The organism is Janthinobacterium algoris (genome assembly GCF_051380935.1).
Taxonomy (GTDB): domain Bacteria; phylum Pseudomonadota; class Gammaproteobacteria; order Burkholderiales; family Burkholderiaceae_D; genus Janthinobacterium.
In genome coordinates, this window is the sequence record NZ_JBNYXZ010000001.1 from 358,502 (window position 1) to 383,027 (window position 24,526).

Consider the following 24,526-nt stretch of genomic DNA (forward strand, 5'->3'; position numbering starts at 1 on the left):
CTCGGTTGAAAGGAGCGCGGCGCGTTCATCGTGGCGAACGGGTGTGCCGGCGTTGGTAGGAGAATAATACATCAGAAAAACGTAATTTCACTACAGTTTGTGGCGTGAAGCCGATTTTGCCTCGCTTTTTTTAGCGAATGCACCAGTGACATAAGAGAGCGTTTGGCAGGTGCTGATACGCGATATTTCCGGGGTTGGCTTTGATAAGCCGCAATTCGTGGCGTATTTCTGTGGTTGACCCATGCAAGAGTGCTTCTTCTTCACCATTTTGTAGTAAAATTTCACGAAATACTCATTTTTAAGGAAATCCATATGGCGCTGCATCCAGTAGTCGAATCCGTAACAGCGCGCATCATCGCGCGCAGCCGGCCATCGCGCGGCGCCTACCTGGCGCATCTGGATGCGGCGCGCATCCAGGGCGTGCAGCGCGGCGCCTTGTCGTGTACCAACCTGGCGCACGGCTTTGCCGCTTTTCCCGCCAACGACAAGCTGTCGCTGAAAGAATACAAGAAGCCTTCCGTGGCTATCGTATCTTCATACAACGACATGCTGTCGGCGCACCAGCCCTTCGACGGCTTCCCGCAGATCATTAAGCAAGCCGTGCGCGAAGTGGGCGCCGTGGCCCAGTTCGCCGGCGGTGTGCCCGCCATGTGCGATGGCGTGACGCAAGGCCAGCCGGGCATGGAACTGTCGCTGTTTTCGCGCGACACCATCGCCATGTCGACGGCCGTGGCGCTGTCGCACAATATGTTCGACTCGGCGCTGTACCTGGGCGTGTGCGACAAGATCGTGCCGGGCCTGCTGATCGGCGCGCTGCACTTCGGCCATTTGCCGGCTGTCTTCGTGCCGGCTGGTCCGATGACGTCGGGTCTGTCGAACCAGGAAAAAGCCAAGGTGCGCCAGCTGTATGCGCAAGGCAAGGCGACGCGCGAAGACTTGCTTGAAGGCGAATCGAAAGCCTACCATGGCGCCGGTACTTGTACTTTTTATGGTACCGCCAACAGCAACCAGATGCTGATGGAAGTGATGGGGCTGCACTTGCCGGGCGCCGCCTTCATCACGCCGAACACGCCGTTGCGCGATGCGCTGACCGCCGCCGCCGCCCAGCGCGCCGCCGGCATCACGGCGCAAAGCGCCAATTACTTGCCAGTCGGCCATATCGTTGACGAGAAATGTATCGTCAACGCCGTCGTGGGCTTGCTGGCCACGGGCGGTTCGACCAACCACACGCTGCACCTGGTGGCGATCGCCAAGGCGGCCGGCATCGTCATCGACTGGAACGATTTCAACGAACTGTCGGCCATCGTGCCGATGCTCACGCGCATCTACCCGAACGGCGACGCCGACGTGAACCATTTCCACGCGGCCGGCGGCACGGGCTATTTGATCCGCGAACTGCTGGACGCGGGCTTGCTGCACGAGGACGTCAACACCATTCTGGGCCACGGCTTGCGCGCGCACTGCATGGAGCCGTTCCTGGGCGAAGACGGCAAGGTTTTCTGGAAGGACGCGCCCGAGGTCAGCGCCGACGAGAACGTGCTGCGTCCCGCCTCGAACCCGTTCGCGCCGGACGGCGGCATGGTGCTGGTGTCCGGCAACCTGGGCCGCGCCGTCATGAAAGTCTCGGCCGTCAAGCCGCAACACCGCACGGTGGAAGCGCCGGCATTGGTGTTCAATTCGCAGGAAGAGTTCATGACCGCCTACAAGGCCGGCACCCTGGACCGCGACTTCGTTGCCGTGCTGCGCTTCCAGGGCCCGCGCGCCAACGGCATGCCGGAATTGCATGCGTTGACGCCGGCGCTGGCCAACTTGCAGGATGCGGGCCGCCACGTGGCGCTGGTCACCGATGGCCGCATGTCGGGTGCATCGGGCAAGGTACCGGCCGCCATCCACGTCTCGCCTGAAATCCTCGCCGGCGGCCCCCTGGGCCTGGTGCGCGATGGCGACATCATCCGCCTCGACGCCTTCACCGGCGTGCTCGAAGCGCTGGTGCCGGCCGACGTCTGGCACGCCCGCGCGCTGGTCACGGCCGACCTGTCGCCGAACCACGTCGGCATGGGCCGCGAGTTGTTTTCCATGTTCCGTTCCACCGTCAGCGCGGCGGAAGAGGGTGCCACCACCTTCGGCCTGCCGTCGCCGATTCCCACCACCGTCGCCTTGCACGACGCCGACAATGTCGGTGATACCGTACCCGGTTCCGATGAAGACTTTTTGGCTAGGAAATAAGAGATGACCATGACACTACTGGAAATTATGCGCACCTCGAGCGTGATCCCCGTGATTGCGATCGACGATCCTGAACACGCCGTACCGCTGGCGCGCGCGCTGGTGGCGGGCGGCATCCGCGTGCTGGAAGTGACCTTGCGCACCAAGCATGGCCTGGAAGCGATCCGCGCCATGTCGGCCGTGCCGGGCGCCATCGTCGGCGTCGGTACGCTCACGCGTCCCGAGGAATTCGTCCAGGCGCGCGATGCAGGCGCCGTCTTCGGTGTCTCGCCTGGCTTGACGTCGGCCCTGGTGGCGGCGGCGAAAAGCAGCGGCCTACCCTTGCTGCCAGGCGTGATGACGCCGGGCGAAGTGATGGCTGCGCGTGAAAACGGCTTCCAGCAGCTGAAACTGTTCCCGGCCGTGCCGGCCGGCGGCATCGGCATGCTCAACGCCATCTACGGCCCGCTGCCGGACATCACCTTCTGCCCGACGGGCGGCATCTCGCAAGAGACGGCATCGCAGTTCCTGGCGTGCAAGAACGTCGCCTGCGTGGGCGGCTCGTGGCTGACGCCGAAGGACGCGATCGCGGCCGGCAACTGGGACCGCATCACGGAAATAGCCAAAGCTGCCAGCGGCCTTCGCTCCGCTTAGTCGTACCTGACATAAGCTACTGCGCGTCGTGCTTTGCGGCCTGCGATGCTCACCGTACTAGAGTACGGTTGCGCTTCTTAGCCACAAATCACTGCCGCTCGCTACGCTTCTGTCAGGTACTTGCAGTTGTAGTACTCTGCAAGCTTTCGTGCTTGCCGTTTCTTTCTTCTGACGGAGTGCTATGCGCGTGCTGCGCCGTCCCCTCACCATCGGCGAAACCGCCATGGCCCGCAGCGTCTTTCAGGGCGCCATCGACGACGCGCGCGTGCGCGTAGTGCGCGGCTCCTTTCTACCGTTTGGCTTGCAGGACCAGAACACGGCGATGACGCCGCGCGGCAGCTTGCATTTCATGCCGGCCCAGTACCGCGACGATTTTTCCCGCGAAGGCAACGGCGGCAAGCTGTTCTTCATCCATGAAATGGTGCATGTGTGGCAGTACCAGCTCGGCTACTGCGTGCTGTTGCATGGCGTGTTGCTGGCGCTGTGCGGCGGCTACATCCGGCAGCGCGCCTACCGCTACGACGCGCAGGCCGGCGGCGTCCTGTCCGACTTCAACATGGAGCAGCAGGGCGACATCATCGCCCACTACTTTGGCGCGCGCCAGTTGGGCATTCCCGCCTACGTGGCAAAGCTGCCGCAACTGCAGGAAATCTTGCAGGGCTTCCTGCTCGACCCTGCCGACCGGCGCTTGCTGCCGCGTTAATGCCACCACAGATGCTAGCGCTACTGCGCCATATTCGATGCCAGGCGTACGTCCGGCGCGCGCAGGCTGGCCGCCGCATCCTTGCCCAGCAATAAACGCAGGTCGGCGCCCGCGCCGATGCCGCTGTCTGCGGCGGCCTGCAGCTGCGGCATGCCACCCAAGGCCAGGGCCAGCGCGGCGGCCGCCTGCGCATGACCGGGGCGGTAGACGATGCTGCTGGCCTGGACGCTGTACGGCCGCTGGTTGCCCAGCCGCAAGACGCTGATGCCCATGCCGCCCAGCACGCCGCGCATGCGCGCCGCCATCCCCGTTGCGCCATTGCCGTTGATGACTTCCAGCCGTGGCAGTGGTGCCGCTGTCGCTGCCGGTTTTGCCGGAGCCTGCAGGTGGGCGCGCGCTGCTACGGGCGTGTCGCGCCAGCTTAGCGCAAAGATATTCGGCTGCAATTGCGTCAGTTGCAAGCGGCTGGCTGGGGCCGCTGGCGCCGGCGCCAGATCGGGCGCGATGGTGTCAGAGGTGGCATCGACCGCATCGACTGTTCCGATGCTGCGCGCCAGCGCTGCGATGGCCAGGTCCAGGTTGGCGCGCGCCGGCTGCTGGCCGTTGTCCAGCTGCAGCGACTGGCGCAGCACGCTGGCCGCCTGGGCGTAATCGCCCTGCAGGTACAGCACATAGCCGAGGTTGTTGTAGGTCCTGGCCGTGGGTGCCTCCTGCGTCAGCGCCTGCAGCATGCTGCGCGCCGTTTCCAGTTGGCCCAGCTGCGCGTGCAGCACGGCGGCGCCATTGCGCGCATCGGGCGACGTGGGCGTCAGCAGCAGGGCTTCGCGGTAGGCAGCCAGCGCCGCGCGCGGGTCGCCCAGTTCCTGCATGCGCTTGCCCAGCTTGCAGAACGCGGCAGTGCGGACGGCAGGGCTGTCATCGATGCGTGCCTGTGGCGGCGCCTCGCGGTGACCTGGGCTGGCCGGGCCGGGCAGGTGGCCGCAGGCGGGCAGCAGGCCGGCGCAAGCTAGCATGAGCATCAGGGGGGTGTGCTGTGACATGGCGGTTCTCCGGTCAGCTGCCGCCGCCCATGCTGGGCAGGAGCACGCGGTAAATTTGCAGAAAGGCTGGTCCCATCAGGACGACCAGCAGCGAAGGGAAGATGAAAAAGATCAGGGGGAACAGCAGCTTGAGTGCGATCTTCGCCGCTTCTTCCTCGGCCATCTGGCGGCGCTTGGTGCGCAGCTGGTCCGACTGCACGCGTAGCGAGGCGGCGATGCTGGTGCCGAAGCGCTCGGCCTGGATCAGCATGGCCACCAGCGCGTCGACATCCTCGACGCCCGTGCGCAGGGCCAGGTTGCGTAGCGCCCGCTCCTTGGTGTTGCCGGCGCGCAGTTCCAGCATCACCAGATGCAATTCCTCGGCCAGCACGGTGCTTTTCAGGGCGATCTCGGCCGCCACCCTGGCCAACGCCGCGTCCATGGCCAGGCCCGCTTCCACGCACACCGTCATCAAGTCCAGCGCATCGGGAAAGCTTTCGAAGATATCGCGCTGGCGCCGCTTGATCATGTGTTGCAGGACAAAGTTGGGCAGGTAGTAGCCGATGGCGGCCACGATCAGCAGCCAGAACAGGAGAGCCTTGCCCGCCATCTGGCTGCCCGAGGCGCTCAGTCCGAGGAACAGCAGCAGGGGTAGGCCGATGGCCAGCATGGTCTTGGCGGAAAAGAACAGGATGGGCGCCGACGCCTGGCGCAAGCCGGCATTCATGAAGCGCCGGCGCATCACGGAGCCTTCCCAGCCCTGCTCGGGAAGCGACAGTTTGGCCAGCGGACCGCTCAGGCGCACCATGCGCGCCAGCCAGGGGCTGGGCGCCGATGCGCCAGGCGCTGCCGCGCTCTTGCCGGTGGCGTTGTCCATGCGCTGGCGCAAGGGATCGGGGGCAAAGCTGCGCATGGCGACCAGTACGGTGCCAAAGACGGCAATGAAGAGCAGGGCGAGAAAGGCGAAATGGACGGGGTTCATGAGGATTCTCCTTGCGGGCTCAGACACGGATGCGGATGATATTGCGCATGACAAAGACGCCGCACACCATCATCAGCAGGGCGGCGACGAGCATCTTGCGTCCGCCCGGGTCGACAAACAGCATTTCCAGGAACTGCGGATTGGTCAGCTGGATCATGGCCGCCGCGCCGAAGGGCAGCAGCGACAGGATCCAGGCCGACAGCCTGCCTTCTGCCGACAGCACGCGCACCTGTCCCAGCAGCTTGATGCGCTCGCGGATGATGCGGCTGATGCTGTCGAGCAGCTCGGCCAGGTTGCCGCCCGTTTCGCGCTGGATCAGCACGGCGATGACGAAATAGCGCAAGTCCGTGCTGGGCACGCGCGTGGCCAGGTTCATCAGGGCGTCCTGCATGGCGATGCCGAAATTGACTTCGTCGAAGGTGGCGCGAAATTCCACGGCCAGCGGCGCGTTCATTTCATCGCCGACCATTTTCAGGGCGGTGGGGAAGGCATGGCCGGCGCGCAGGGCGCGCGCCATCAGGTCGAGCGCATCGGGCAATTGCTGTTCGATGCGCTGCAGGCGCTTGGCCTTGGCGCGCAAGACCAGCAGCAGCGGCAGCAGGGCCGCGCCGGCCACCAGCGGCAGGCGCAGCAGCCACGGTACGCTGAAGTAGCTCAGCAGCAAAAACGCGGTGCCGGCCGTGGCCAGCATCACGCCGGCGAAGCTGGCCACGCTCCAGCTCAGGCCCGATTGCTCCAGCAGGCGGTCGAGCGCATGCACGCGGGGCACGCTGAGCAGCACGCGCTGCAGGGCAGGGGTGTCACTTAGCAGGCGCTTCTTGATCATCGAGCTGCCCGTGTCGCCATGCGCGCCGGCCGACATGATGCGCAGGCGGCGCGCGACCCTTTCCGCTTCGGGGCCGCGCGAGGTATTCCATGCCAGGTACAGACCCTCGATCAGCAGCACCACGGCGATGAAGGTGAGGATGGCGAATACGTAATAGAGATAGTCCATGATGCTCCCCTTAATGGTACTGGCGGGCGGGATCGAACAGGGTTTCCGGCAGGCTGATGCCGAAGGCGCGCAAGCGCTCCAGGAAATGCGGCCGTACGCCGCTGGCATGGAAATGTCCCTGCACCGTGCCGTCCTCGCCGATGCCCGTCTGGCGGAAGGTGAAGATTTCCTGCATGGTGATCATCTCGCCTTCCATGCCCGTGATTTCCTGGATCGAAATGATCTTGCGCTTGCCGTCCGTCAGGCGCGCTACCTGCACCACCACGCTGACGGCAGAACTGATCTGCTGGCGCATGGCCTTCACGGGCAGGCCCGCCGATGCCATGCTGATCATGTTTTCCAGGCGCGTCAGCGCGTCGCGCGGGGTGTTCGCGTGAATGGTGGCCATCGACCCTTCGTGGCCCGTGTTCATCGCCTGCAGCATGTCGAGCGCCTCGGCGCCGCGCACCTCGCCGAGGATGATGCGGTCGGGCCGCATGCGTAGCGCGTTGCGCACCAGCGCCCGCTGCGTCACTTCACCCTTGCCTTCGATGTTCGCGGGCCGTGTTTCCAGGCGCACCACGTGCGGCTGCTGCATCTGCAGTTCGGCCGCGTCTTCGATGGTGACGATGCGTTCGGCCGTGCTGATGAAGCCAGAAATTGCATTCAGCATGGTGGTCTTGCCGCTGCCCGTGCCGCCCGAGATCAGGATGTTGACCTTGGCCTTGCCCAGCGCCTGCAGGGTGGTGCTCATTTCTTCCGTCAGGCTGTGCTTGAGCATCAGGTCGGCCAGGCGCAGCGGCTGGGCCGAGAAGCGGCGGATCGACATCACGGGGCCGTCGATGGCCAGCGGCGGGATGATGGCGTTGACGCGCGAACCGTCGGGCAGGCGCGCATCGACCATGGGACTCGACTCGTCGATGCGCCGGCCCACGCGTGAGACGATCTTGTCGATGATCTTCATCAGGTGGGCATCGTCGGTGAAGCAGATGTCGCTCAGCTCCAGGCGGCCGTGGCGCTCGACATACACCTGGCGGTAGGTGTTGACGAGGATGTCGGACACGCCGGGATCGGCCAGCAGCGGTTCGAGCGGGCCGAAGCCGAGTACCTCGTCCTGGATGTCGCGGATCAGCGAGCGCCGTTCCAGCTCGTTGATCACCACATTATCTTCCGTGAGCACGTCGCTGACGAGGATTTTCAGCTCGTCGCGGATCTGCTCGCGCGACAGGCGCTGCATGCCTTCCAGGTCGACGCGGTCGAGTAGCGCCTGGTGGGTACGGTGCTTGAGTTGCTGGTAGCTCTGGCTAGCTGCGCCCTGGTGCGCGGCATCGTCATTCAGGCTGGCGTCATCCTGGGCATAGCCCAGGCGGTCCCGCAGGGTGAGTTTTTCGGCAGTCATGGTCGGTCTCCGGTGAATGGGCGTATTCGGCTTGAATATCAGGCTGGGGCATCAGGCGCGCGCCAGCAGCCGCGAAACCCAGCCTTGCGCGGCAGGCGGGGTTTCGCCGGCCAGGCTGGCGGCCAGTTCCTGCAGGGCGCGCGAGACGGGATTGTGCGACGCCAGCTTGAGGATGGGCACGCCCTGGCTGACGGAGGCCGCCACCGCTTCGTAATGGTTGGGGATGGATTTGTAGACGTGCTTGCCATACGCCGCTTCCAGGTCGGCAACGCGGATGCTGTCGCTGCTCGCATAGCGGTTCAGGATCAGGCGGATCTTGTCTTCGCGGTAGCCGAGGCCACGGAACACATCGAGCAGGCGCTTGCCGTCGCGCACATACGGCAAGGTTGCCTGCAGCACGGGGAAGATCAGGTCGGCCCGGTCCAGCGCGCGCACGCTGACGGGATCGAGGCCGCGTCCCACGTCGAGCAGGATGTAGTCGTACTGGCTGCGCGCCAGGGTCAGCAAACGGTCGATATGCTCCGCTTCGACGTCGGCCGCATGGGCGGGATCGTCGGCGGCGGCCAGCACGCTGTAGGCGGGCGTGACCTGGATCATGCTGGCGCTGAGCAGCGAAGCGTCGAGGCGCACGATCTGCTGCGACAGCTGCGACAGGGTGGTGGCCGGCTTGTGGTCCGAGACGAACAGGGCGGCGTCGCCGAACTGCAGGTTCAGGTCGAACAGCGCTACCTTGCGCTGCTCGCCGGCGGCCAGCGCGTAGCCGAGGTTGGCGGCGATGAAGGTGGCGCCGCTGCCGCCCTTGCACGAGACGAAGGCCAGCACCTGGCCCTTGCGCGTGACCTGCTTTTGCAGCTTGTCCTCGATGCGGCGCAGCGCGGCGCACAGGCCCGCATCGTCGTCGGGCGGCAGCACTTCGCGTACGCCCGCGCGCATCGAGCGCAGCAGGAATTGCGGACTTTGCTGCGGACATTGCACGATGATGGCGAGGTTTGGATGGCGCCCGCCCAGCAGCTCCAGCTGTTCCAGCTCCGCCTCGCCCGTCTGCTCCTGCTCCAGCAGCAGCAAGTCCGGTGTGACGCCGTTGTCGAAGACATCCGGTATGCTCGCCAGCAGCGCGACGCGGTCGGCCGCGCTGCGTTCGCGCAGCAAGCGGGTGAGCCGCTTGAGCTGGGCTTCATTCTTCGAGACGATGACGATATTCACTTGGTACTCCCGGTAATGGCATTCAATTGATCTGGAAGCCCAGGCTTTCGGCGTGCATGACCACGACCGAGGCTGGCACGGCGATATTGAGAAAACCGAACAGGCTGACCATCGGCGTATAGCTGACGTTGTCGATCGACACGCGCACGCTGTCGATGCAGCTCGCCGTGCGCGTGATGTCACCGCAGGCCGACAGGTTGTCGCCCGGGTCGAGCGGCGGCAAGGTCACTTCGGCGCCGCTCTTGTTCAGGTAGCGGATGGTGATGTTGGCGGCCGTCAGTTCCGGGGCGGCCGGCAGGGCCGTGCCGCCGAACAGGGCCAGGGTCTTGACGGTGTCGGTCTGGTCGATCCAGCGCACCACCGCTTCGCGCGCTGCGCGGCGGCTCACTTCCTGCACCGTGTTGTACAGGTACAGCATGCGGCCGAATTCGAGGATGCCGAACAGCAGGGTGAAAAACAGCAGCGCCACCAGGGCGAATTCGACGGCGGCGGCGCCGCGCTGGCACCCGGCTGGGGGAGGCGATGAAAGGCGGTGGCGCATGGCATTCTCCTTACAGCATGTAGCGCATGGTGGTGCGCGGCGAGAGCGGCGTGGCATAGCTGCTGGCCGCGCCGATCACGAACGGCAGGTACTGGCCTACCGACAGCGTGTAGTTGACGACTTCGACGCGGATGCCGCCTGGCGCCGTGCCATCGGCGCAGCTGCTGTCGTTGAACGCCGCGTCCAGGCAAGTGACCGTCACGTTGGCCGTGGTGAAGTCGCTGATGCCGGCGCTGATGGCCGCATCAACCACCGTCTGCCTGGCCGCCGGCACGCCCTGCGAGGCGATGCCGGCCTTGGCCTTGACGGACATATTGCGTGCCGCGTCGCGCGTGGCCTTGGTCAGCGCGTCGTAGTACCAGAAGGCGCGGCCGAAGCCGAAGATGCCGGCCAGCAGGGTGACCAGCAGGGCCAGCACGATGCCGAATTCGACGGCGGCGCCGCCGTGCTGCCTTGGGTGGGAAAGGTGGGTGTGCATGGCCGCCTCACTTGTAAAGTTTGATTTCGGAATTCGGCACGGGCTCGATCAAGCCTGCGAACTCGACGTCGAGGCGCTTCGTGCCGCCGCTGAAATCGGCTTTCATCGTCATGAAGAATTTGCCGATGCCCACCGTGTTCATGCTGCCGCAGGAGGCCGGCCCCACGGGCGCCGTGCGGCAGTCGACCAGTACCACGTTGAGGATACGCCGGTTGTTCCGGCCCGGATGGGCCACCGACGGCGCCTGGAACGTGGGGCCGCTGGTCTGGTTGTACGGCGAAGGCGGCGTGCCGACGGGGAAGGAGGCACCAGGGCTGACGGGGTAGCTGGCCGTGTCGAAGTAATTCGCCTTGGCCGTGCTGTACATGGGATTGGCGTTGCCGTCCGCGACGCTATAGGCCGTGCCGGCCTTGGCCGGGGTGGCGCCATTGCTTTGGTAAGCGGGGCCGTAGGACCACAGCACGCCATAGCCGGCGAACTGGGCCTGGGCCGCCGTCACGGGCGTCGTGAAGGTTGGCGGCAGGCGGTAATTCGGCTTGTTGCCGGCCAGGCTGACCGATTGCTGGCTGGGCAAGGTGCTGGCGCCCGGCTCCATCCAAGCGGTGGGCGGCGAGTTGGCCGCGCTGGCGACGCAGGGAGACGAGCCGCCCTTGCATGGATATTCCTTGATGTTGGTATCGGGCGGTGCCGTCGCGGGGTCGCACACGGATGGCGAAGAATAATCGTCGAAGCGCGAATTGAGGGCGGCCGCGATCTTGCCGGCACTCAAGCCCGTGTTCGTGTAGACCTTGCCCGAGCCGCCGCTGACGACGGCGCTGCTGCCCGTGCACATGAACGGCGCGGTGGAATTGGCACTGGAATGCGAAGCGTCGCAGGCGCCAGGGGGCGCATCGACAGGGTTGATCAGGTAGGGATCGGACGGGCCGCCCAGCGGATTGAGGCCGAACAGGTTGTAGGTGACGCCGCGGCGAAAACCGAATTCCAGCAGTTCCGTCAGGCCCGTGCCGGCCGGTGCTGCCGGATATGTATATTGCGCCGTCTTGTTGGCCGGATCGACGGCGCACACGCCGATCGGTGTGACGTCGTTGACGAAGCGGCCCGCCACGGCCACGCCCGAGGTGCTGGTGCTGGCAATGCCGGCGATGCCCATCAGGTAGGTGGCGAAGGTCTTGCTGCCCGTATCGATGCGGATGAAGGTCTGGCCCTGGGGACTGGTGCGGGCGCTAGCGCCGGACGACCAGGGGCCGTCCGGGCTGGGGCCGAAGCCGATGTTGGCGGCCGTGATGGTCAGCGCGGTGGAAAAATCGTAGCGGTTCTTTTGCGCGATGGCGATGGCCTTGGCCTGCGCATTGTCGATGCCGGTCGCGCTTTGATTGAGTTCCACGGCGCCTGCCAGGGCGGCACTGTCGGCGCCATTTTGCAGTTCGGTCTTGGCGATGTACAGGTGGCCCAGGTCCAGCACCAGGCCACCCATGGCAAACAGCACCACCAGGGTCAGCCCCAGCACGATGGCGATCGCACCCTGCTGCTTGTCGTGCCTGCGAAATGCGGTGTTCATGGCTGTCTCCTGGTGGCCTGGGGGAAGTGCATCGCGGGATTGGCGCCTACTGGCGTCCGCCCACGCCGATGGTGAAGACATTCGGTTGCGGTTCCGGCGCCGCAAACGATTTCTGGTAGCGCTGGTAGGCGCTGGCGCCGGCCTTGCCGTCGATGCCGCTGACAGGGTTGGTATTGCGGTAGGCGTCCGGATACATGATCTGCTGCGCTTTGAGCAGGGCCACCGATTCGCCAAAGTGCGAATCGAGGACGGGCGTGGTGGTGGCGGTGCAGCCGGCCAGCAGGCAAAACAGGGCGGTGCAAGGCAGGTAAAGTGCGGTTTTCATGATGTTCTCCTATTTGAGGTCGAAGCCGGCGGCAGGCTGGGGCGCGGCCGCTTGCGGCTGCATGGGCGCTGCTTGCGCTGCGGGCGCGGGCGCGCTGCCTTCCATTTTTCCCTGCATGAATATGTCGCCGCGCGTCGGCTGGATGTAGCCGTCGGTGGGCAGCTTGTAGTCGGGCGGCAGCGGCTTGACCAGGTGCGGCGTGATGATGAAGACCAGTTCCGAGCGGTCCGTCTGGAAGTCCGTGCTGCGGAACAGGGCGCCCAGCACGGGCACTTCGCCCAAGCCCGGCAAGGCCTTGATATTGCTGGTCACGTTGTTCTTGATCAAGCCGCCGATGGCGAAGCTCTGGCCATCGAACAGCTGCACCGTGGTGGTGGCGCGCCGCGTCGTAAACGAAGGCAGGATGGCCGTGGCCGAGATGCCGGTGGCGGTGATGCCGATGCCGTCCTTGTTCAGGTCCGACACTTCCGGCGCCACCTTCAGGTTGATGCGTCCCCCTTCGAGCACGGTGGGTGTGAATTTCACGGCCACGCCGAACTCCTTCTCTTCCAGCGTGATGGTGGGCACGCCGTTATTGTTGGTCTGGCTGACGGGGATGAAGATTTTGCCGCCGGCCAGGAAGCTCGCCTCCTGGCCGCTGATGGCCATGATGTTCGGTTCGGCCAGTACCTTGATCAGGCCATCGCGTTTTTGCGCGTCGAGGTTGAAGAAGTTGTTCTTGCTGGCGCCGCTCAAGCCGCTGGGATTGTTGCTGAGCAGGCTGGATAGCAGCGAGTACGACCAGCTGCCAATGGTCTTGTTGATGCCCAGGCTGGCGCCCAGTTGGTCGACCAGCACCTTCGACACTTCGGCCACCTTCACTTCCAGCATCACCTGCTGCGGCGCTGCGATCGACAGCAGGTTGATCACGCGCGACATGCCAGCATCCGGCGCAGCTGCGGGGGCGGGAGCGGCGGCGCCTGCGGCTGGCGCGGCGCCGGAGGCGGCCGAGCCGCTGCGGGCGCTGCGCTGCACATAGGCGTTGGCCAGCGACAGGGCCTGGTCGGCCTTGACGACATCGCTGACCATGCCCGACAGGATCAAGGTGTCGCCCGCCACCGTGACGTGGATCTTTTCGTTCGGCAGCAGTTCGGCCATGCGTGCCTGCAGGCTGCTGCTGTCGATGCCGACGGCCAGGTCGATGATGGTGGCGTCATTGTTCTTGTTCCACAGGATCAGGTTGGTGGTGCCGACGGAACGCCCCAGCAGGTACACCTCGTTGGGATTGAGCAGGATGACGTCGGCGATGCGCGGATCGCCGACCGACATGCGGCTGGCGGCAAACGGCAGGCGCATCAGGGTCGACTTGCCTTCGGCCAGACTCATTTGCGGTGCCATCTCGGTGCGGCCGGCGCGCGATGCGCTTTGCGGCGGCGTGGCCTTGGGTCGGGCGGCGATCCGGCTGCTCCTGGCGGTGCCGGTTTCGGCGGCAACCGCGGTGGCGGCAGCGGCGACGGGTTCGCTGCGTGCCTGCGGCGCCAGCGCGCCTATCATGGCGAGGGCAAGCGCCAGGCTGAGTACCCGGCTTTCGCTTGCTGTGCAATATGTGCTCATGGCGTGACTCCTCTGGTGCAGGTTAGAATTGTTGGGAGCTGCGTTCCAGCCCCTTGATGACATCGACGCGCGGACCGGCCTGTGGCGCAACTGCGGCGGCAGGACGGCGGCGGGGGAGCGGCTTGGCTTGCACCATGGCGGCGGGGGCGGCAATGGCGACTTTTTCATCGAGCAAACTGGACTTGGTGGCGCCCTCCGTGTTGACGGGCTTGTCCTCGACCTGGTTGCGCAGCACCAGCGACAGGGTGCCCACGCTGCGCGCCAGGTCGAGCTTTTCCGCCTGTTCCGGCGTCAGCTCCAGGGTCACGGCGTTGACCACCTTGGGCTTGGTGTCGTCGCGGCTCGATTCCTGGGCAATGGCCAGCACGAGGATGCGTTCGAGCACGATCTTGGAAATGTTCGGATCGCGGTCCGGCGTCTTGCGGGCGCCTTCGCCCTGGGTATTAACAAGGATGTCGACGAAGTTGCCGGGCAGGGCGAAGCCGGCCACGCCCACCACATCGTTGACGCGCACGGTCATGGCGCGCTTGCCCTCGGCGACGACGGCCGACAGGCCGCCTTGCGTGCCGGGAGGCGCCAGCTTGCCTTCCATGATCGGTTCGCCGTGCTGGATGCTGGTGCGCGTGACGCGCGTTTCCAGCAGCTTCGGATCGTTGATGGCGCCCGGCGGTAGCGCGTTCGATGGCCAGTCGACCATGCGCACCATGTCGGGCGTGAGGCGTGCCCCCAGGCTGATGTCGACCTGGGCCACGGCGACCTTGTTGATATTGCCCGAGGCTTGGGCATTGATCCAGCGCGCGGCCACGATGACCGCGGCGAACGCCAGGATGACCGCGATGGCCATCATCGTCAGAGCGCGTGCGTTTCTCATTTTGCTTCCCCTTTGTGCTGGACCGCTGCCGGTCCGTTATGTGTGCTTGCAAGGTCGTCATCGCTGCCGAAATAGTTTTCCCATGCCCAGAACAGGATTTCCGGAGACAGTTGCGCCGCGTGGTCTTCATAGCGCGCCTGGTCGCAGATCTGCGCGAGGATGTCGCGCGGATAGCAGGCCAGCAAGGGCCGCTGATACTGGCTGTGCAGGTGCAGCAGGTAGGTGTACGAGGCTTCGTCGAAATTGATGCCCAGCTGGGCGCAGGTGCTGCGGAACACGGCCAGGTAGTGGTAGGCGCTCAGGGGGCCCACGTGAATCTTGTAGCCGATGCGGCGCAGGAAGGAGTCGTCGGCCAGGTGCTGCGGCGCCAGGTTCGACGAGAACACGACGATGACGTCGAAGGGCACGGGGAACTTATAGCCCGTGTGCAGCGACAGGTAATCGATATGCCGCGCCATCGGCACGATCCAGCGGTTCATCAGTTCCACGGGTGAGCAGCGCTGGCGGCCCAGGTCGTCGATGATGAAGATGCCGTTGTTGGCCTTCAGGTGCAGCGGCGCCTGGTACAGCCGGGTGCCCTGGTCGAATTGCAGGTCCAGCATGTCGAGCGTCAGCTCGCCGCCCGTCAGCACTGCGGGGCGCTGCGCGCGCACCCAGCGGGGGTCGGACGGCACGGAGCCGCCGCGCGACAGGGTGTGCAGCATGGGGTCGAGGAAGGGCAGCACTTCGCCATCGACCATCACCGCATGGGGCAGGGCGATGGCGCCGCTGAGCAGGCCGTTCAGGCGCTCGGCCAGGTAGCTCTTGCCGCTGCCGGCGGGACCGTGGAAGAACAGGGCGCGCCCGGAGTTCATGGCTGCACCCAGCTGGTCGAGCACGGCCGAACTGGCCACCACGTCGCGGAACTGGCGCTGTACGTCGTCCCGGGTGACCTGCATGTGCGCCACGCTTTGCGCCAGCACCTGGTTGCTGTAATCGGCCAGGGTGACGGGGGCGGGGCCGCTGTAGGCATTGCGGCGCATGTACTCGGCGGCGCGCAGGCGGCCCTGGTCGCCCAGCAGGTAATACAGGTCGGCATCGGTGCCGTTGCCGCCGTTGCGGCGCGCCTCGCACAGTTTTTCGGCGCGCATGAAGGTGAGCAGCGGTTCGAGTATGCCGGCGCCCAGCTTGACGTGCGTTGACAGGGCGGGCAGGCCGATCTGGCCGCGCAGGAAAAGTATCTTGACCAGCAGTTCGACCAGGAACAGGAAGGGCAATCCCGTTTCCTCGACGGTGCGTGGCGCGCGCTTGGCGGCCGGCTCGATGCCGCCGCCGTCGCTGCGTTCTGGATAGGTGTCAGGCATGATAGGTGCTCCTCGTTCGGGTGGCCGGATGTCAGAAGATGAAGGGCAGCAGGCGGTACTTCACTTGCCGCATGTAGACGCGATAGCGCACGTCGTTGGACAGGAAGCGCTCTTCGCGCAGCAAGCGTGCCACCATCATGCTGATCGTCGCGACGTAGGCCACGGCATTGGCTGGCGAGGTATTGGCCAGCAAGTAGCCGCTCAGGGAAATCAGGTAACTGGCATACAGGGGATGGCGTATCACGCGGTAGACGCCGCCCGTCTTGATTTCGCGCTGCGCCGCCACCAGGCCGAAGCTGCGGTTCAGCGACAGCAGGCCGGCGATCTGCAGCAGACTGCCGACGGCCAGCAGGTAGCGCGCGTTGGGCCAGATGGCCATGTCGGCAGGCGAGAGCAGGAAGGGGGCGAAGGTGGCGCCGATGGCCAGCAGCCAGTCGCCCGCATTGGTGGAGACGCTGACGGGGGCCGAGCGCACGATGAAGAACAGGGCAGCCAGGGTTTCGGCGGCGCAGAACAGCAAATAGCTCCAGTCGCCGCTGTGCAGGAATCCCACCACGTGGGCACTGGCGAAGAACGTCCACAGGGCGGCCATGGCGATGCTGGTGAGCAGGCTGGCGCCCCGGGAGTGGCAGAGGGTAGCGAGGGTGGTGAGGGTGTCCATGGTCAGGTCCTATGTTGGCGGGCAGGCGGCGCGTTTCAGCGCAGGCTCCACAGATGGGTGTAATGCAGGAACACCTGCAGCGCGGTGCCGCTGGCAATGGCGAATGCGTAGGCCAGCTTGCCGGTGGCCGGTGGCGGCTCGGCGATCGTGGCGGCGCCGCCGGCAAGGCTGTGCAGCAGCGCGCCCAGCATCATGTGATAGGTGTTTTTCAGCACCTGGCGCAGGCGCTGGCCGGCCAGTGCGGCGGCCAGGGCCAGCACGCCGCCGCACAGGAATGTGAGCAGGGCAGCTTCCAGCACGGCATCGGGACCGAGGAAGGCGCCGCACATGGCCATAAGCTTGACGTCGCCGGCACCCAGGGCGCGCAGCAGGTACATGGGCAGCAGCAAGGCAAGTCCGGCGCCTGCGCCGGCCAGTGCCTGCAGCAGTCCCAGGCCGCCGAAGGACGCGTCGAACAGGCCTGCGCCGGATGGTACGAAGCTGTTGAGGATTAGTCCCGTCAGCGTGCCCCACAGCACCAGCAGGTTGGGGATGCGGCGCGTGCGCAGGTCGTGCCACAGGGCGGCGGCGAGCAGGCTGGCCAGCACGGCTAGGCACAGCAGCATGGGCAGGTGGAGGTTCATGATGTCAGTCCTTCCTTGCTCATGCAGGGCACCGTGGCCAGATTCATGGCGGGTACCGCGGCCTGGCTGCCCAGCAGCCGTCCCACCAGGTGCCACACTAGCGCCGCGCCGGCCGCGCCCACATAGCCGTCTAGCGCATAGTGCCAGCCCAGGTGGATGGAGCCGAGCAGGATCAGCACGGCGAAGGCGGACAGCGCGATCCCGGCGGCGCGGTTGACGTGCCAGCCCATGATGGCCATCAGCGTGGCCGTGGCCACGTGCATGCTGGGCATGGCGGAGATGCCCAGTTCGCCGTTCGCGCCCTTGCTTTGATAGCCTTGCCACAGCATGTCCTGCACTTGCAGGGCCCAGACGGGGACGTGTTGGTTGGCGTCGCGCAGGTAGGCCATCAGCGGCGCATACGGGTCGCTGGCGTGCAGGTGGCCGTAGTAGCAGGGGCCGACCGAGGCAAACAGCACGGCCATGATGCTGCCCAGGGTGATCCAGGTCAGCGCAAAGCTGAGCAGGAACTGCATGCGCAACAGCGGGCGGCGCGTATCAAGGATGAGCCAGTACAGCACGGCGTAAAACAGGAAGAACCAAAAGTGGTAGCTGACGTTGAGCAGGCCCGTGACCAGCGGGTGGCCCAGCAGCGGCTGCAGCCTTTCCCATGGGGCTTGGCCGCCATGTAGCGCGATGTCCCAGGCGGACAGACTGGCATCCCAGGTGTAGGGGTGCAGGCGCGGGATGGCGGCCTTGAAGACGGTGAAGCTGGACGCGAAGATGGGGATCAAGAGCATGGCCGGCAGCGCGTGCAGCAGGCGCTCGTTGCTCAGGTAGCGGCGCAGATCGTGGTACAGGTAGTGGCACAGGCGGTGCGGACGCTGCATCAGCATGACATGGATGGTGTAGCCGCACAGGATGAAGATGGGGCCCGTGAGGATGGCCACGAGGAAGCCGGCCAGCACATTCAGAATGTCCGAGGCGCTGGGCAGGCTGCCGGCCAGCAGCGTTGCGGCGGCGGCGTACAGCAGCACGATCAGCAGCAGGGCACGGTGGGTGCGCAGCGAGGCGCGCAGGGTATTCATGACATGGCCAGGACTACCTGGTCCTTGACGTAGACAAACAGCTGCTTGACCTGGTCGCCGAGCACGGTGATCGTGATTACCAGCACTGCCGCGATCAGGCCCGCCAGCAGCGCGTATTCGATCGCTGTGACGGCCGACTCGTCGGATACACGGCTGAAGAGAGATTTCACGATGGGCCTCGCTATGCGTCATCAAGGTGGGTGTGCCGGAGCGTGTCGGGGCGATACGTCCGGGCTGGCGCTGGGCCGGCCCGGACTGCATCGCATCAGGCATTGGCTGTGGTGAGCTTGGTGCCGATGGTGCTGAAAGTTTTTTTCAGCTGCGTGCCGACGATGGTGACGGCGGCGATGATCACCACGGCAATCAGGGCAGCGATCAGGCCATACTCAATTGCAGTGACGCCATCTTCTTCGCGGATAAAGTTTTTGATGAGGTTCATGACAACTCCTAGCGGTGGTTAAGGTACAGCGGTGGGTAAAACGGTATTGCAGCTTGGTTCCTGGTGCTTCGACCTGGCACTTTCATGGGCTCTCGCCCAGTGCCAGCAGTCCGATGATGCACACCACCGCCATGAGCGCCGCCACCAGTGCATAGCGGTAGAACGCAGCTTTTTCCTTGCCTTGCAAATAGGTGATCAGGGCTGTCGGAAGAAACTTGTCAAGGCGCATGCTGTGCTCCGTGTCGTGGTGGCCGCGCGGTGATCTGCACTCCGGTAAAACCACTATAGAAGTCAGCAGCTTGATCTACATCAGAAGAACATCCTTTTATTGCAAGGAGGAACTGCTTGTTTTTTTCGTGACAATTGTCATGGTCGAGTTTGGCGCGCGCAGGGGCGAAGGGGGGCCGTGCCGGTGGCTGGCGAAGGGGGCGGCGGGGAGGGCGTGCGCGGCCGTGCAGTGGCCGTGCAGGGGGACAGCGGCGTCAGGCGCCGGGCGGCAATTCGCCCAGCTGGTGTTTGGTGGCGTAGGCGTACAGTTCCAGGCGGTTGTACACGTCCAGCTTGCGGTAGATCGATGTCAGGTGATTGCGCAAGGTGTGTTCGGAGATGAACAACTGGTCCGCCAGCAGCTTGGCCGGCGTGCCGCTGCCGTGCACCAGCGCGGCGATGATCTTTCTTTCCTTGAGGGTCAGGCTGGCGACGGCGATGGCATGCGCCGAGCCGCCGCCGGGCTGGGTCAGTTGCGTCAGCATGCGTCCCAGCATCGCGTGCTCCAGCCACAGCTCGCCCTTGTACACCTTTTCGATGGCCTTCAATACCATTTCCGCCGGCGCGTCCTTGCTGACGATGCCGCGCGCGCCCTTGAGCACCGTCTGGTCCAGGATGGCTTGGTCGTGGCTAGCCGTCAGCACCAGCACGCGCGTGCTGCCGCACTGCGCCAGCGCGGGCAGGATGGCCAGCGAGCTGATGCCTCCCAGGTCGAGGTCCAGCACGATCACATCCGGTTGCAGCGTCTTTGCCTGCTCCAGCGCCTCGGCGCTGTCGGACGCCGTGGCGACCACCCGCATGCCCGAGTGCTCGCCGCCGATCAGCCGCTCCAGACCCCACAGCATGGTCTTGTGATCGTCCACCAGCATGACGCTGATGACATGGCTGACCGGTGGCATGTAGCGTACGTCATTCATATGGGGATCTCGATCTGTACGGAGGTGTTGCCCAGCATGCTGTGCGTGACGCGGGCCGTGCCACCGAGGGCGGCGGCGCGCTCGGCCAGCGAGTCGGGCAGGAAGTCGGGCACGTGCGCGGCCGCACATTCATTGTCGATGCTGATGTGCAGCGCGCCCTGCACGCAGGTCAGCTTGACGGCGCCGTGGCGCGCCGACGTATGCTTGCGGATATTGCTCATGCCTTCGTTGACGATCTGGAACACCTCGGCCGCCAGGCGGTCGTTGATGTGCAGGTCGCCTTCGATATGCAGGGCGATGTCGATGCCATAGAATTCGCGGATCTGCGTGGCCTGGCGGCGCAGTGCGACCAGCAGTTCCGGCTCGCTTTGCACTTGGCCATTCTTGAACGTGCGCGCGTAGCTGCGCAGGTCGGTGATCACCTGGCCCGACATGATGATCAGTTTTTCCAGCTCGGGCAGTAAAGGATTGCCCGGCGTGGCTTCATTGCGCAGGGCGGCCAGGCCATGGCGCAAGCCGATATACGGCTGCACGGCCGTGTCGTGCAAGTCGCGCGCGATCTTTTCGCGCTCGCGCGAGGCCGCCTGCGACGCCAGTCGGTCGAGCAGATCGATGTTTTCAATGACGGGAAACGCCTGCGCGCCGATATGGCTGAGAAACAGGGCGTCCGTCTTGCTCATGCTGGTGGCGGACACGATAAAGATGCGGCCTTTGCCATTGCGCAAGGGCAGCGGCGCGCTGATGAAGGCGTGCGCTTCGAGCAGTTCGGCCAGGCGGGCTCCTGCCGCGTCGTCATGCCGCAGCCAGCGCCCGCTGTCGGGATCGAGCATGCGCGAGCCGCCTATCCACGGCAGCCAGGGGCCGGCGGGCTGGTTGTACAGCGCGATTTTATCGTGCGGGAAAGCCAGCAGGGGACTGGCCGCATCCTCGCTGAGGAGCGAGCTGGTGTGCACGACGCCCGTTGCCGTATGCAGCACGCTGCGCAGCGACCAGACGCGTGTACCCTTGTCTTGCATGATCAGCAGGCAACTGCGGCCGTTGAAATAACCGCGGGTTTTTTCCAGCACCGAGGTAATGGTCTGGTCGACGCCGAAGCGGGGGTTCGACAGTTGGCTGACATCGCGCAGCAGCGCCAGGTGGCTGCGCTGGGTGATGGCGGAGCCGCCCCAGTAGGCGATCATGTAGCCGAGCGCCAGCAGGAAGGTGGTGCGCAGCAGCAGGCGCGACAGTTCCGCCTCCGTTTCGCCGAACAGGGCGGTGGCGGCGAACAGGCCGGCCGAGGCCAGGGTCACGCGCGCACCTTCCTCGAAGCCGCGCTGGAACGACGAGGTCAGGATGGCAAAGAAAAAAAACAGGAAGAATAAATTGTTGTGGCCGCTGGTGGAAAACACGATCAGCGCATACCAGGCCACGTCCAGCCAGTAGAGCAGAATATCTTCCGGCAAACTAAGGCCCAAGACGGCCAGCACATACAGCAGCAGGCTGTGCAGGGTATACGCGGAAAAGATCAGCCAGGTGATCTTGCTCAGCTTGCCGGCGCTTTCGTGGTCGATGAACAGGGTCAGCAAGGTGGCGCTCGACAGCAGCAGGCGCATGCCGTTCACCATGGTCGTATCCATGCCGGCGCCCGGCAAGCCGGATCTGAGGGGAGGATCGAGATTCACAAGCGCTCCTGGCCGTGTCCCGCATGGACGGGCCATGCGCTGGGATAGATACCACAGATAAATTCTTGTTGTTGTTGCTGCAATCAGTAACGAGTCTACGCACACGCCGTAAAGATGTCTACTGGAATCCTTTTTCTAGCGTTGCTTTTTTTACAGCGGCTGTACCATCACGCGGTTGCGCCCGGCGCCTTTGGCCAGGTACAGGGCGCGGTCGGCGGCGCCGATCAGGGCGGCGATGGCCAGCGGCTGTTGCGGGTGCTGCGTGGCGATGCCGATGCTGACCGTGATGTGCTTGACGTCGTTGCCCGCCTTGGCATGCGGAATGCGCAGTTCGGCCGCCCGCAGGCGGATCGCCTCGGCCATGCGCAGCGCCTGTGCCGCGTCCGTGTCGGGCAGGATGGCGGCAAATTCCTCGCCGCCATAGCGCGCCAGCAGGTCGGTGGGACGCTGCAGCATGGCGGCCAGTTCGGCTGCCACGCGGATCAGGCAGTCGTCGCCCTGCTGGTGGCCGTAATGGTCGTTGTAATCCTTGAAATGGTCAATGTCGATCATCAGCAGCGACAGGGGGCTGCTGGTGCGCATCGCGCGCCGCATTTCCTTCTCGATCGCCACGTCGAAGTGGCGGCGGTTGGCGATGCCCGTCAAACCATCGGAAAAGGTTTGCGAGCGCAAGACCATGGTCTGTTCGCGCAGCAGCTTTTCGCGGCCCACGGCGATGGTGACATCATTGATCTGGATCAGGCAGTGGCGCGGCGAACCGGGCAGATTGATCGGCGTGACGGCGATAGCCTGCTGCATGCGTTCCTGGCCTTCCACCGTGCCAGCGGCCGCACCATGCGGGTACAGGGCAAACGGCGCCTTGTGCAGCGTTTGCGACAGCAGCGACTGGAAATTGTCGCGCAGCGCCTGGGTGATGGCCGAATCGATGCGCTTGTGCCGCAGTTCCGGATAGACGGCGAAGAAGTCCTGGCCCAGCACGGCGTCGGCCTGGCACGCCGAGTGGCGCGCCATCCAGTGGTTCCACAGCACGATGCGGTGCTGCTCATCGAGCACGATGGCACCCAGGTTGACGGCACCGAGTATGCTTTCGAGCAGGGCGAGTCGGTGTAAGGCATCCGGCATGATCGTCACGCCTGTCCCAGGACCTTGGCCAGATAGTGGCTGACCTGCTGTTTCAGGTCGTGCAAGGCGGACAGGTCGAGCACGAAGGCGACATAGCCGTGAATTTGGTGCTTGGACAGCACGAAGTCGATATGCAGCATCAGCACGACGGCCTCGTCATCGCGGCCGCCGAACGAGGAGAGGATTTCCGCGCTGGTGCCCACATGGTACAGGGGCAGCGAACCATGCAGTTCGCTATCGAACAGGTTGGCCAGCGTGCCCACGCAGGAATTGAGGATGATGTTGCCGATTTCGCTCATCGCCTCCTGTTCCATCTCCGTCAGTTCCTGCAGCGGCATGGCATCGCCCACCATCAGGCGCACGATTTCCAGGCTCTTGTCTTCCGGGAACATCAGGATGGCTTCGGTGGCGAAGGCGCCATCGTAATGCTGGCTGACGCCGCAGATGCGTTCGCCATCCTTCTTGCTGCCCAGCAGGGAGGCCGCGTCGGCACGGTTCAGGAACGTGATCGACGGCACCGACATGGTCACTTCTTCATTGACGATCTCGCTCATCGCGGCGGCAGCATGGCCCACCCCGATATTGAATATCTCTACCAGGGCATCGTTTTCGAGTTCGGAGAGATTGATCATGCTCACAGTCCCAGTGATTCGATCAATTGATGGATGCGGGTTTCCGTGATGGGTTTTTCCATGAAGCCCACGCCGAGTTCGCTGGCGCGGTTGCGGATGGCGTTTTGCACATTCGCCGTGACAAGAATGATGTGCGTTTGCGGACACAGCACGCGCAATTGTTCCGCTGCCGCCACGCCGCCCATGCCGGGCATGTTGACATCCAGTAATATCAGGACAGGGGTGACTGTCTTGACTTTTTCCAGGGCTTCTTCACCCGTCGCCGCCTCAATCACCTGCCAGTCGGCATGTTTGCTAAGGATGAACTGATGCGACATCAAACGTGAAACCCGGCTGTCATCGACAACAAGTACCTGTTTACTGTGATTCATTTGCTATTCCTGAAACGTCATATCGGGCTATCGTTCCATTTTCGCATATTTTAAAGGGCATAGAGAGTAATTGGGTGTGAAATTGCCCTGGAGCAAGGTTTTTCCATTTACCTGTTGTATCAAATCGAATCGGCGCTCATCATGGCCGGCTGGCCAGACTGGCAATCCGTTAAAATAGCGCCATTCCCCACTTTAGCCTGAATGTCATGACCCAAGACGAATTGAAGCAAGCCGTAGCCCGCGCGGCCATTGATTACGTAGTCGATGGTGAAATCATCGGTGTCGGCACTGGTTCCACCGCCAATTTTTTCATCGATGAACTGGCCAAGATCAAGGACCGCATCAAAGGCACGGTCGCATCGTCCGAAGCGACGGCCGCGCGCCTGGCAGGCCATGGCATTGCCGTGTTCGACTTGAACGACGTCGAGTCGATCGCCGTCTACATCGACGGCGCCGATGAAATCACGGCCAGCGGCGCCATGATCAAGGGCGGCGGTGCGGCATTGACGCGTGAAAAGATCGTGGCTTCCGTGGCGAAACAGTTCGTCTGCATCGCCGATGGCTCCAAATTGGTCGATACCCTGGGCGCCTTCCCGCTGCCGGTGGAAGTGGTACCGATGGCGCGCGCCGCCGTATCGCGCCAGCTGATCGCGCTGGGCGGCACGCCCCGCTTGCGCCTGAAGGCTGGCAGCACGGAAGCGTTCATTACCGACAACGGTGGCGAAATCATCGACGTGCTGGGCTTGCAGATCGCCGATCCGGTGGCGCTGGAACAGCAGATCAACCAGATCGTCGGCGTCATCGCCGTCGGCCTGTTCGCCGTGCGCGGCGCCAATGTTTGCCTGCTGGGCATGCCGGAAGGCGTGCGTACCCTGGCATACTAAGATGCTCGCCGGCAGTTGCCGGCGTTTGCACC

27 protein-coding genes are annotated in these 24,526 nt (G+C 64.5%); 4 read left to right on the top strand and 23 right to left on the bottom strand.

All coding sequences use genetic code 11. The features are described from left to right. Positions 1–312 precede the first annotated feature (312 nt). The 3 genes from edd (at position 313) to ACQ4W7_RS01660 (ending at position 3,562) form a co-directional block, all read left to right on the top strand. Positions 313–2,226: a phosphogluconate dehydratase gene (gene edd / locus ACQ4W7_RS01650; RefSeq protein ID WP_426071669.1), complete on the top strand. Its 1,914-nt coding sequence runs from the start codon at positions 313–315 to the stop codon at positions 2,224–2,226. 3 nt (positions 2,227–2,229) lie between these two features. After that, a complete protein-coding gene (eda, locus tag ACQ4W7_RS01655; RefSeq protein WP_010400696.1) occupies positions 2,230–2,859 on the top strand; it encodes a bifunctional 4-hydroxy-2-oxoglutarate aldolase/2-dehydro-3-deoxy-phosphogluconate aldolase in 630 nt (209 codons plus the stop codon). Positions 2,860–3,040: 181 nt separating this feature from the next. Further along, positions 3,041–3,562 (top strand): Rhs element Vgr protein, encoded by a 522-nt coding sequence (locus tag ACQ4W7_RS01660; protein ID WP_436527972.1) that lies wholly within the window; start codon positions 3,041–3,043, stop codon positions 3,560–3,562. Between the two features lie 20 nt (positions 3,563–3,582). Here ACQ4W7_RS01660 and ACQ4W7_RS01665 read toward each other — a convergent pair whose 3' ends face one another. The 23 genes from ACQ4W7_RS01665 to ACQ4W7_RS01775 form a co-directional block, all read right to left on the bottom strand. After that, entirely contained in the window at positions 3,583–4,602 is a 1,020-nt protein-coding gene (locus ACQ4W7_RS01665; RefSeq protein WP_436527974.1) for a LytR C-terminal domain-containing protein, read from the bottom strand. Between the two features lie 13 nt (positions 4,603–4,615). Further along, entirely contained in the window at positions 4,616–5,563 is a 948-nt protein-coding gene (locus ACQ4W7_RS01670) for a type II secretion system F family protein (RefSeq protein ID WP_436527976.1), read from the bottom strand. Between the two features lie 19 nt (positions 5,564–5,582). Next, on the bottom strand, positions 5,583–6,557 hold the full coding sequence (locus ACQ4W7_RS01675) for a type II secretion system F family protein (protein WP_426071673.1): 975 nt from the start codon (positions 6,555–6,557) through the stop codon (positions 5,583–5,585). A gap of 10 nt (positions 6,558–6,567) precedes the next feature. Beyond that, on the bottom strand, positions 6,568–7,935 hold the full coding sequence (locus ACQ4W7_RS01680) for a TadA family conjugal transfer-associated ATPase (protein WP_426071674.1): 1,368 nt from the start codon (positions 7,933–7,935) through the stop codon (positions 6,568–6,570). A 51-nt stretch (positions 7,936–7,986) separates the two neighbouring features. Further along, positions 7,987–9,138 (bottom strand): CpaE/TadZ family protein, encoded by a 1,152-nt coding sequence (locus ACQ4W7_RS01685; protein WP_426071675.1) that lies wholly within the window; start codon positions 9,136–9,138, stop codon positions 7,987–7,989. Positions 9,139–9,160: 22 nt separating this feature from the next. Further along, complete coding sequence (locus ACQ4W7_RS01690; RefSeq protein WP_426071676.1) at positions 9,161–9,679, bottom strand: TadE/TadG family type IV pilus assembly protein; 519 nt, start codon at positions 9,677–9,679, stop codon at positions 9,161–9,163. A 10-nt stretch (positions 9,680–9,689) separates the two neighbouring features. Next, a complete protein-coding gene (locus tag ACQ4W7_RS01695; protein ID WP_436527980.1) occupies positions 9,690–10,157 on the bottom strand; it encodes a TadE family protein in 468 nt (155 codons plus the stop codon). A 7-nt stretch (positions 10,158–10,164) separates the two neighbouring features. Further along, positions 10,165–11,715 (bottom strand): TadE/TadG family type IV pilus assembly protein, encoded by a 1,551-nt coding sequence (locus tag ACQ4W7_RS01700; protein WP_436527982.1) that lies wholly within the window; start codon positions 11,713–11,715, stop codon positions 10,165–10,167. 46 nt (positions 11,716–11,761) lie between these two features. Then, complete coding sequence (locus tag ACQ4W7_RS01705; RefSeq protein ID WP_436527984.1) at positions 11,762–12,040, bottom strand: hypothetical protein; 279 nt, start codon at positions 12,038–12,040, stop codon at positions 11,762–11,764. 9 nt (positions 12,041–12,049) lie between these two features. Then, on the bottom strand, positions 12,050–13,633 hold the full coding sequence (locus ACQ4W7_RS01710; RefSeq protein ID WP_436527986.1) for a type II and III secretion system protein family protein: 1,584 nt from the start codon (positions 13,631–13,633) through the stop codon (positions 12,050–12,052). 22 nt (positions 13,634–13,655) lie between these two features. Then, entirely contained in the window at positions 13,656–14,504 is an 849-nt protein-coding gene (cpaB, locus tag ACQ4W7_RS01715) for a Flp pilus assembly protein CpaB (RefSeq protein WP_436527988.1), read from the bottom strand. Then, the gene (locus tag ACQ4W7_RS01720; protein ID WP_436527990.1) at positions 14,501–15,847 is read right to left on the bottom strand and encodes a DUF8689 domain-containing protein; all 1,347 of its coding nucleotides are present in this window, start codon (positions 15,845–15,847) and stop codon (positions 14,501–14,503) included. The genes cpaB and ACQ4W7_RS01720 overlap by 4 nt, the downstream gene beginning before the upstream one ends. Before the next feature lie 31 nt (positions 15,848–15,878). Continuing rightward, positions 15,879–16,508: a methyltransferase family protein gene (locus ACQ4W7_RS01725; protein ID WP_426071683.1), complete on the bottom strand. Its 630-nt coding sequence runs from the start codon at positions 16,506–16,508 to the stop codon at positions 15,879–15,881. 35 nt (positions 16,509–16,543) lie between these two features. Beyond that, complete coding sequence (locus ACQ4W7_RS01730; protein ID WP_426071684.1) at positions 16,544–17,131, bottom strand: prepilin peptidase; 588 nt, start codon at positions 17,129–17,131, stop codon at positions 16,544–16,546. Further along, a complete protein-coding gene (locus ACQ4W7_RS01735; RefSeq protein ID WP_436527993.1) occupies positions 17,128–18,198 on the bottom strand; it encodes a phosphatase PAP2 family protein in 1,071 nt (356 codons plus the stop codon). The genes ACQ4W7_RS01730 and ACQ4W7_RS01735 overlap by 4 nt, the downstream gene beginning before the upstream one ends. Continuing rightward, positions 18,195–18,368 carry a Flp family type IVb pilin gene (locus ACQ4W7_RS01740; RefSeq protein ID WP_426071686.1) on the bottom strand — a complete coding sequence of 58 codons (174 nt, stop codon included), beginning with the start codon at positions 18,366–18,368 and terminating at the stop codon, positions 18,195–18,197. The genes ACQ4W7_RS01735 and ACQ4W7_RS01740 overlap by 4 nt, the downstream gene beginning before the upstream one ends. Positions 18,369–18,463: 95 nt before the next feature. Further along, positions 18,464–18,637, bottom strand: a complete 174-nt coding sequence (locus tag ACQ4W7_RS01745) for a Flp family type IVb pilin (protein WP_070281259.1) — start codon at positions 18,635–18,637, stop codon at positions 18,464–18,466. An 82-nt stretch (positions 18,638–18,719) separates the two neighbouring features. Further along, complete coding sequence (locus tag ACQ4W7_RS01750) at positions 18,720–18,866, bottom strand: hypothetical protein (RefSeq protein WP_157814672.1); 147 nt, start codon at positions 18,864–18,866, stop codon at positions 18,720–18,722. A 253-nt stretch (positions 18,867–19,119) separates the two neighbouring features. Next, positions 19,120–19,821 carry a response regulator gene (locus ACQ4W7_RS01755; protein WP_426071687.1) on the bottom strand — a complete coding sequence of 234 codons (702 nt, stop codon included), beginning with the start codon at positions 19,819–19,821 and terminating at the stop codon, positions 19,120–19,122. After that, positions 19,818–21,485 carry a sensor histidine kinase gene (locus ACQ4W7_RS01760; protein ID WP_426071688.1) on the bottom strand — a complete coding sequence of 556 codons (1,668 nt, stop codon included), beginning with the start codon at positions 21,483–21,485 and terminating at the stop codon, positions 19,818–19,820. The genes ACQ4W7_RS01755 and ACQ4W7_RS01760 overlap by 4 nt, the downstream gene beginning before the upstream one ends. A gap of 150 nt (positions 21,486–21,635) precedes the next feature. Further along, complete coding sequence (locus tag ACQ4W7_RS01765; RefSeq protein WP_426071689.1) at positions 21,636–22,607, bottom strand: diguanylate cyclase; 972 nt, start codon at positions 22,605–22,607, stop codon at positions 21,636–21,638. 5 nt (positions 22,608–22,612) lie between these two features. Continuing rightward, entirely contained in the window at positions 22,613–23,239 is a 627-nt protein-coding gene (locus ACQ4W7_RS01770; protein WP_426071690.1) for a chemotaxis protein CheC, read from the bottom strand. 2 nt (positions 23,240–23,241) lie between these two features. After that, positions 23,242–23,610: a response regulator gene (locus tag ACQ4W7_RS01775; RefSeq protein WP_426071691.1), complete on the bottom strand. Its 369-nt coding sequence runs from the start codon at positions 23,608–23,610 to the stop codon at positions 23,242–23,244. A 206-nt stretch (positions 23,611–23,816) separates the two neighbouring features. Between ACQ4W7_RS01775 and rpiA the strand changes: the two genes are divergently transcribed. Further along, positions 23,817–24,494 carry a ribose-5-phosphate isomerase RpiA gene (gene rpiA, locus ACQ4W7_RS01780; protein WP_426071692.1) on the top strand — a complete coding sequence of 226 codons (678 nt, stop codon included), beginning with the start codon at positions 23,817–23,819 and terminating at the stop codon, positions 24,492–24,494. The last annotated feature ends 32 nt before the right edge of the window (positions 24,495–24,526 follow it).

What these genes read in the sequence shown, in the direction of transcription:
- ACQ4W7_RS01705 (WP_436527984.1), bottom strand. Translation starts at nt 12,040, where the DNA reads ATGAAAACCGCACTTTACCTGCCTTGCACCGCCCTGTTTTGCCTGCTG.
- ACQ4W7_RS01665 (WP_436527974.1), bottom strand. Translation starts at nt 4,602, where the DNA reads ATGTCACAGCACACCCCCCTGATGCTCATGCTAGCTTGCGCCGGCCTG.
- ACQ4W7_RS01675 (WP_426071673.1), bottom strand. Translation starts at nt 6,557, where the DNA reads ATGGACTATCTCTATTACGTATTCGCCATCCTCACCTTCATCGCCGTG.
- ACQ4W7_RS01770 (WP_426071690.1), bottom strand. Translation starts at nt 23,239, where the DNA reads ATGATCAATCTCTCCGAACTCGAAAACGATGCCCTGGTAGAGATATTC.
- ACQ4W7_RS01680 (WP_426071674.1), bottom strand. Translation starts at nt 7,935, where the DNA reads ATGACTGCCGAAAAACTCACCCTGCGGGACCGCCTGGGCTATGCCCAG.
- ACQ4W7_RS01755 (WP_426071687.1), bottom strand. Translation starts at nt 19,821, where the DNA reads ATGAATGACGTACGCTACATGCCACCGGTCAGCCATGTCATCAGCGTC.
- cpaB (WP_436527988.1), bottom strand. Translation starts at nt 14,504, where the DNA reads ATGAGAAACGCACGCGCTCTGACGATGATGGCCATCGCGGTCATCCTG.
- ACQ4W7_RS01745 (WP_070281259.1), bottom strand. Translation starts at nt 18,637, where the DNA reads ATGAACCTCATCAAAAACTTTATCCGCGAAGAAGATGGCGTCACTGCA.
- ACQ4W7_RS01695 (WP_436527980.1), bottom strand. Translation starts at nt 10,157, where the DNA reads ATGCACACCCACCTTTCCCACCCAAGGCAGCACGGCGGCGCCGCCGTC.
- rpiA (WP_426071692.1), top strand. Translation starts at nt 23,817, where the DNA reads ATGACCCAAGACGAATTGAAGCAAGCCGTAGCCCGCGCGGCCATTGAT.
- ACQ4W7_RS01690 (WP_426071676.1), bottom strand. Translation starts at nt 9,679, where the DNA reads ATGCGCCACCGCCTTTCATCGCCTCCCCCAGCCGGGTGCCAGCGCGGC.
- ACQ4W7_RS01730 (WP_426071684.1), bottom strand. Translation starts at nt 17,131, where the DNA reads ATGAACCTCCACCTGCCCATGCTGCTGTGCCTAGCCGTGCTGGCCAGC.
- ACQ4W7_RS01710 (WP_436527986.1), bottom strand. Translation starts at nt 13,633, where the DNA reads ATGAGCACATATTGCACAGCAAGCGAAAGCCGGGTACTCAGCCTGGCG.
- ACQ4W7_RS01775 (WP_426071691.1), bottom strand. Translation starts at nt 23,610, where the DNA reads ATGAATCACAGTAAACAGGTACTTGTTGTCGATGACAGCCGGGTTTCA.
- ACQ4W7_RS01720 (WP_436527990.1), bottom strand. Translation starts at nt 15,847, where the DNA reads ATGCCTGACACCTATCCAGAACGCAGCGACGGCGGCGGCATCGAGCCG.
- ACQ4W7_RS01735 (WP_436527993.1), bottom strand. Translation starts at nt 18,198, where the DNA reads ATGAATACCCTGCGCGCCTCGCTGCGCACCCACCGTGCCCTGCTGCTG.
- ACQ4W7_RS01700 (WP_436527982.1), bottom strand. Translation starts at nt 11,715, where the DNA reads ATGAACACCGCATTTCGCAGGCACGACAAGCAGCAGGGTGCGATCGCC.
- ACQ4W7_RS01660 (WP_436527972.1), top strand. Translation starts at nt 3,041, where the DNA reads ATGCGCGTGCTGCGCCGTCCCCTCACCATCGGCGAAACCGCCATGGCC.
- ACQ4W7_RS01725 (WP_426071683.1), bottom strand. Translation starts at nt 16,508, where the DNA reads ATGGACACCCTCACCACCCTCGCTACCCTCTGCCACTCCCGGGGCGCC.
- edd (WP_426071669.1), top strand. Translation starts at nt 313, where the DNA reads ATGGCGCTGCATCCAGTAGTCGAATCCGTAACAGCGCGCATCATCGCG.
- ACQ4W7_RS01750 (WP_157814672.1), bottom strand. Translation starts at nt 18,866, where the DNA reads ATGCGCCTTGACAAGTTTCTTCCGACAGCCCTGATCACCTATTTGCAA.
- eda (WP_010400696.1), top strand. Translation starts at nt 2,230, where the DNA reads ATGACCATGACACTACTGGAAATTATGCGCACCTCGAGCGTGATCCCC.
- ACQ4W7_RS01765 (WP_426071689.1), bottom strand. Translation starts at nt 22,607, where the DNA reads ATGCCGGATGCCTTACACCGACTCGCCCTGCTCGAAAGCATACTCGGT.
- ACQ4W7_RS01670 (WP_436527976.1), bottom strand. Translation starts at nt 5,563, where the DNA reads ATGAACCCCGTCCATTTCGCCTTTCTCGCCCTGCTCTTCATTGCCGTC.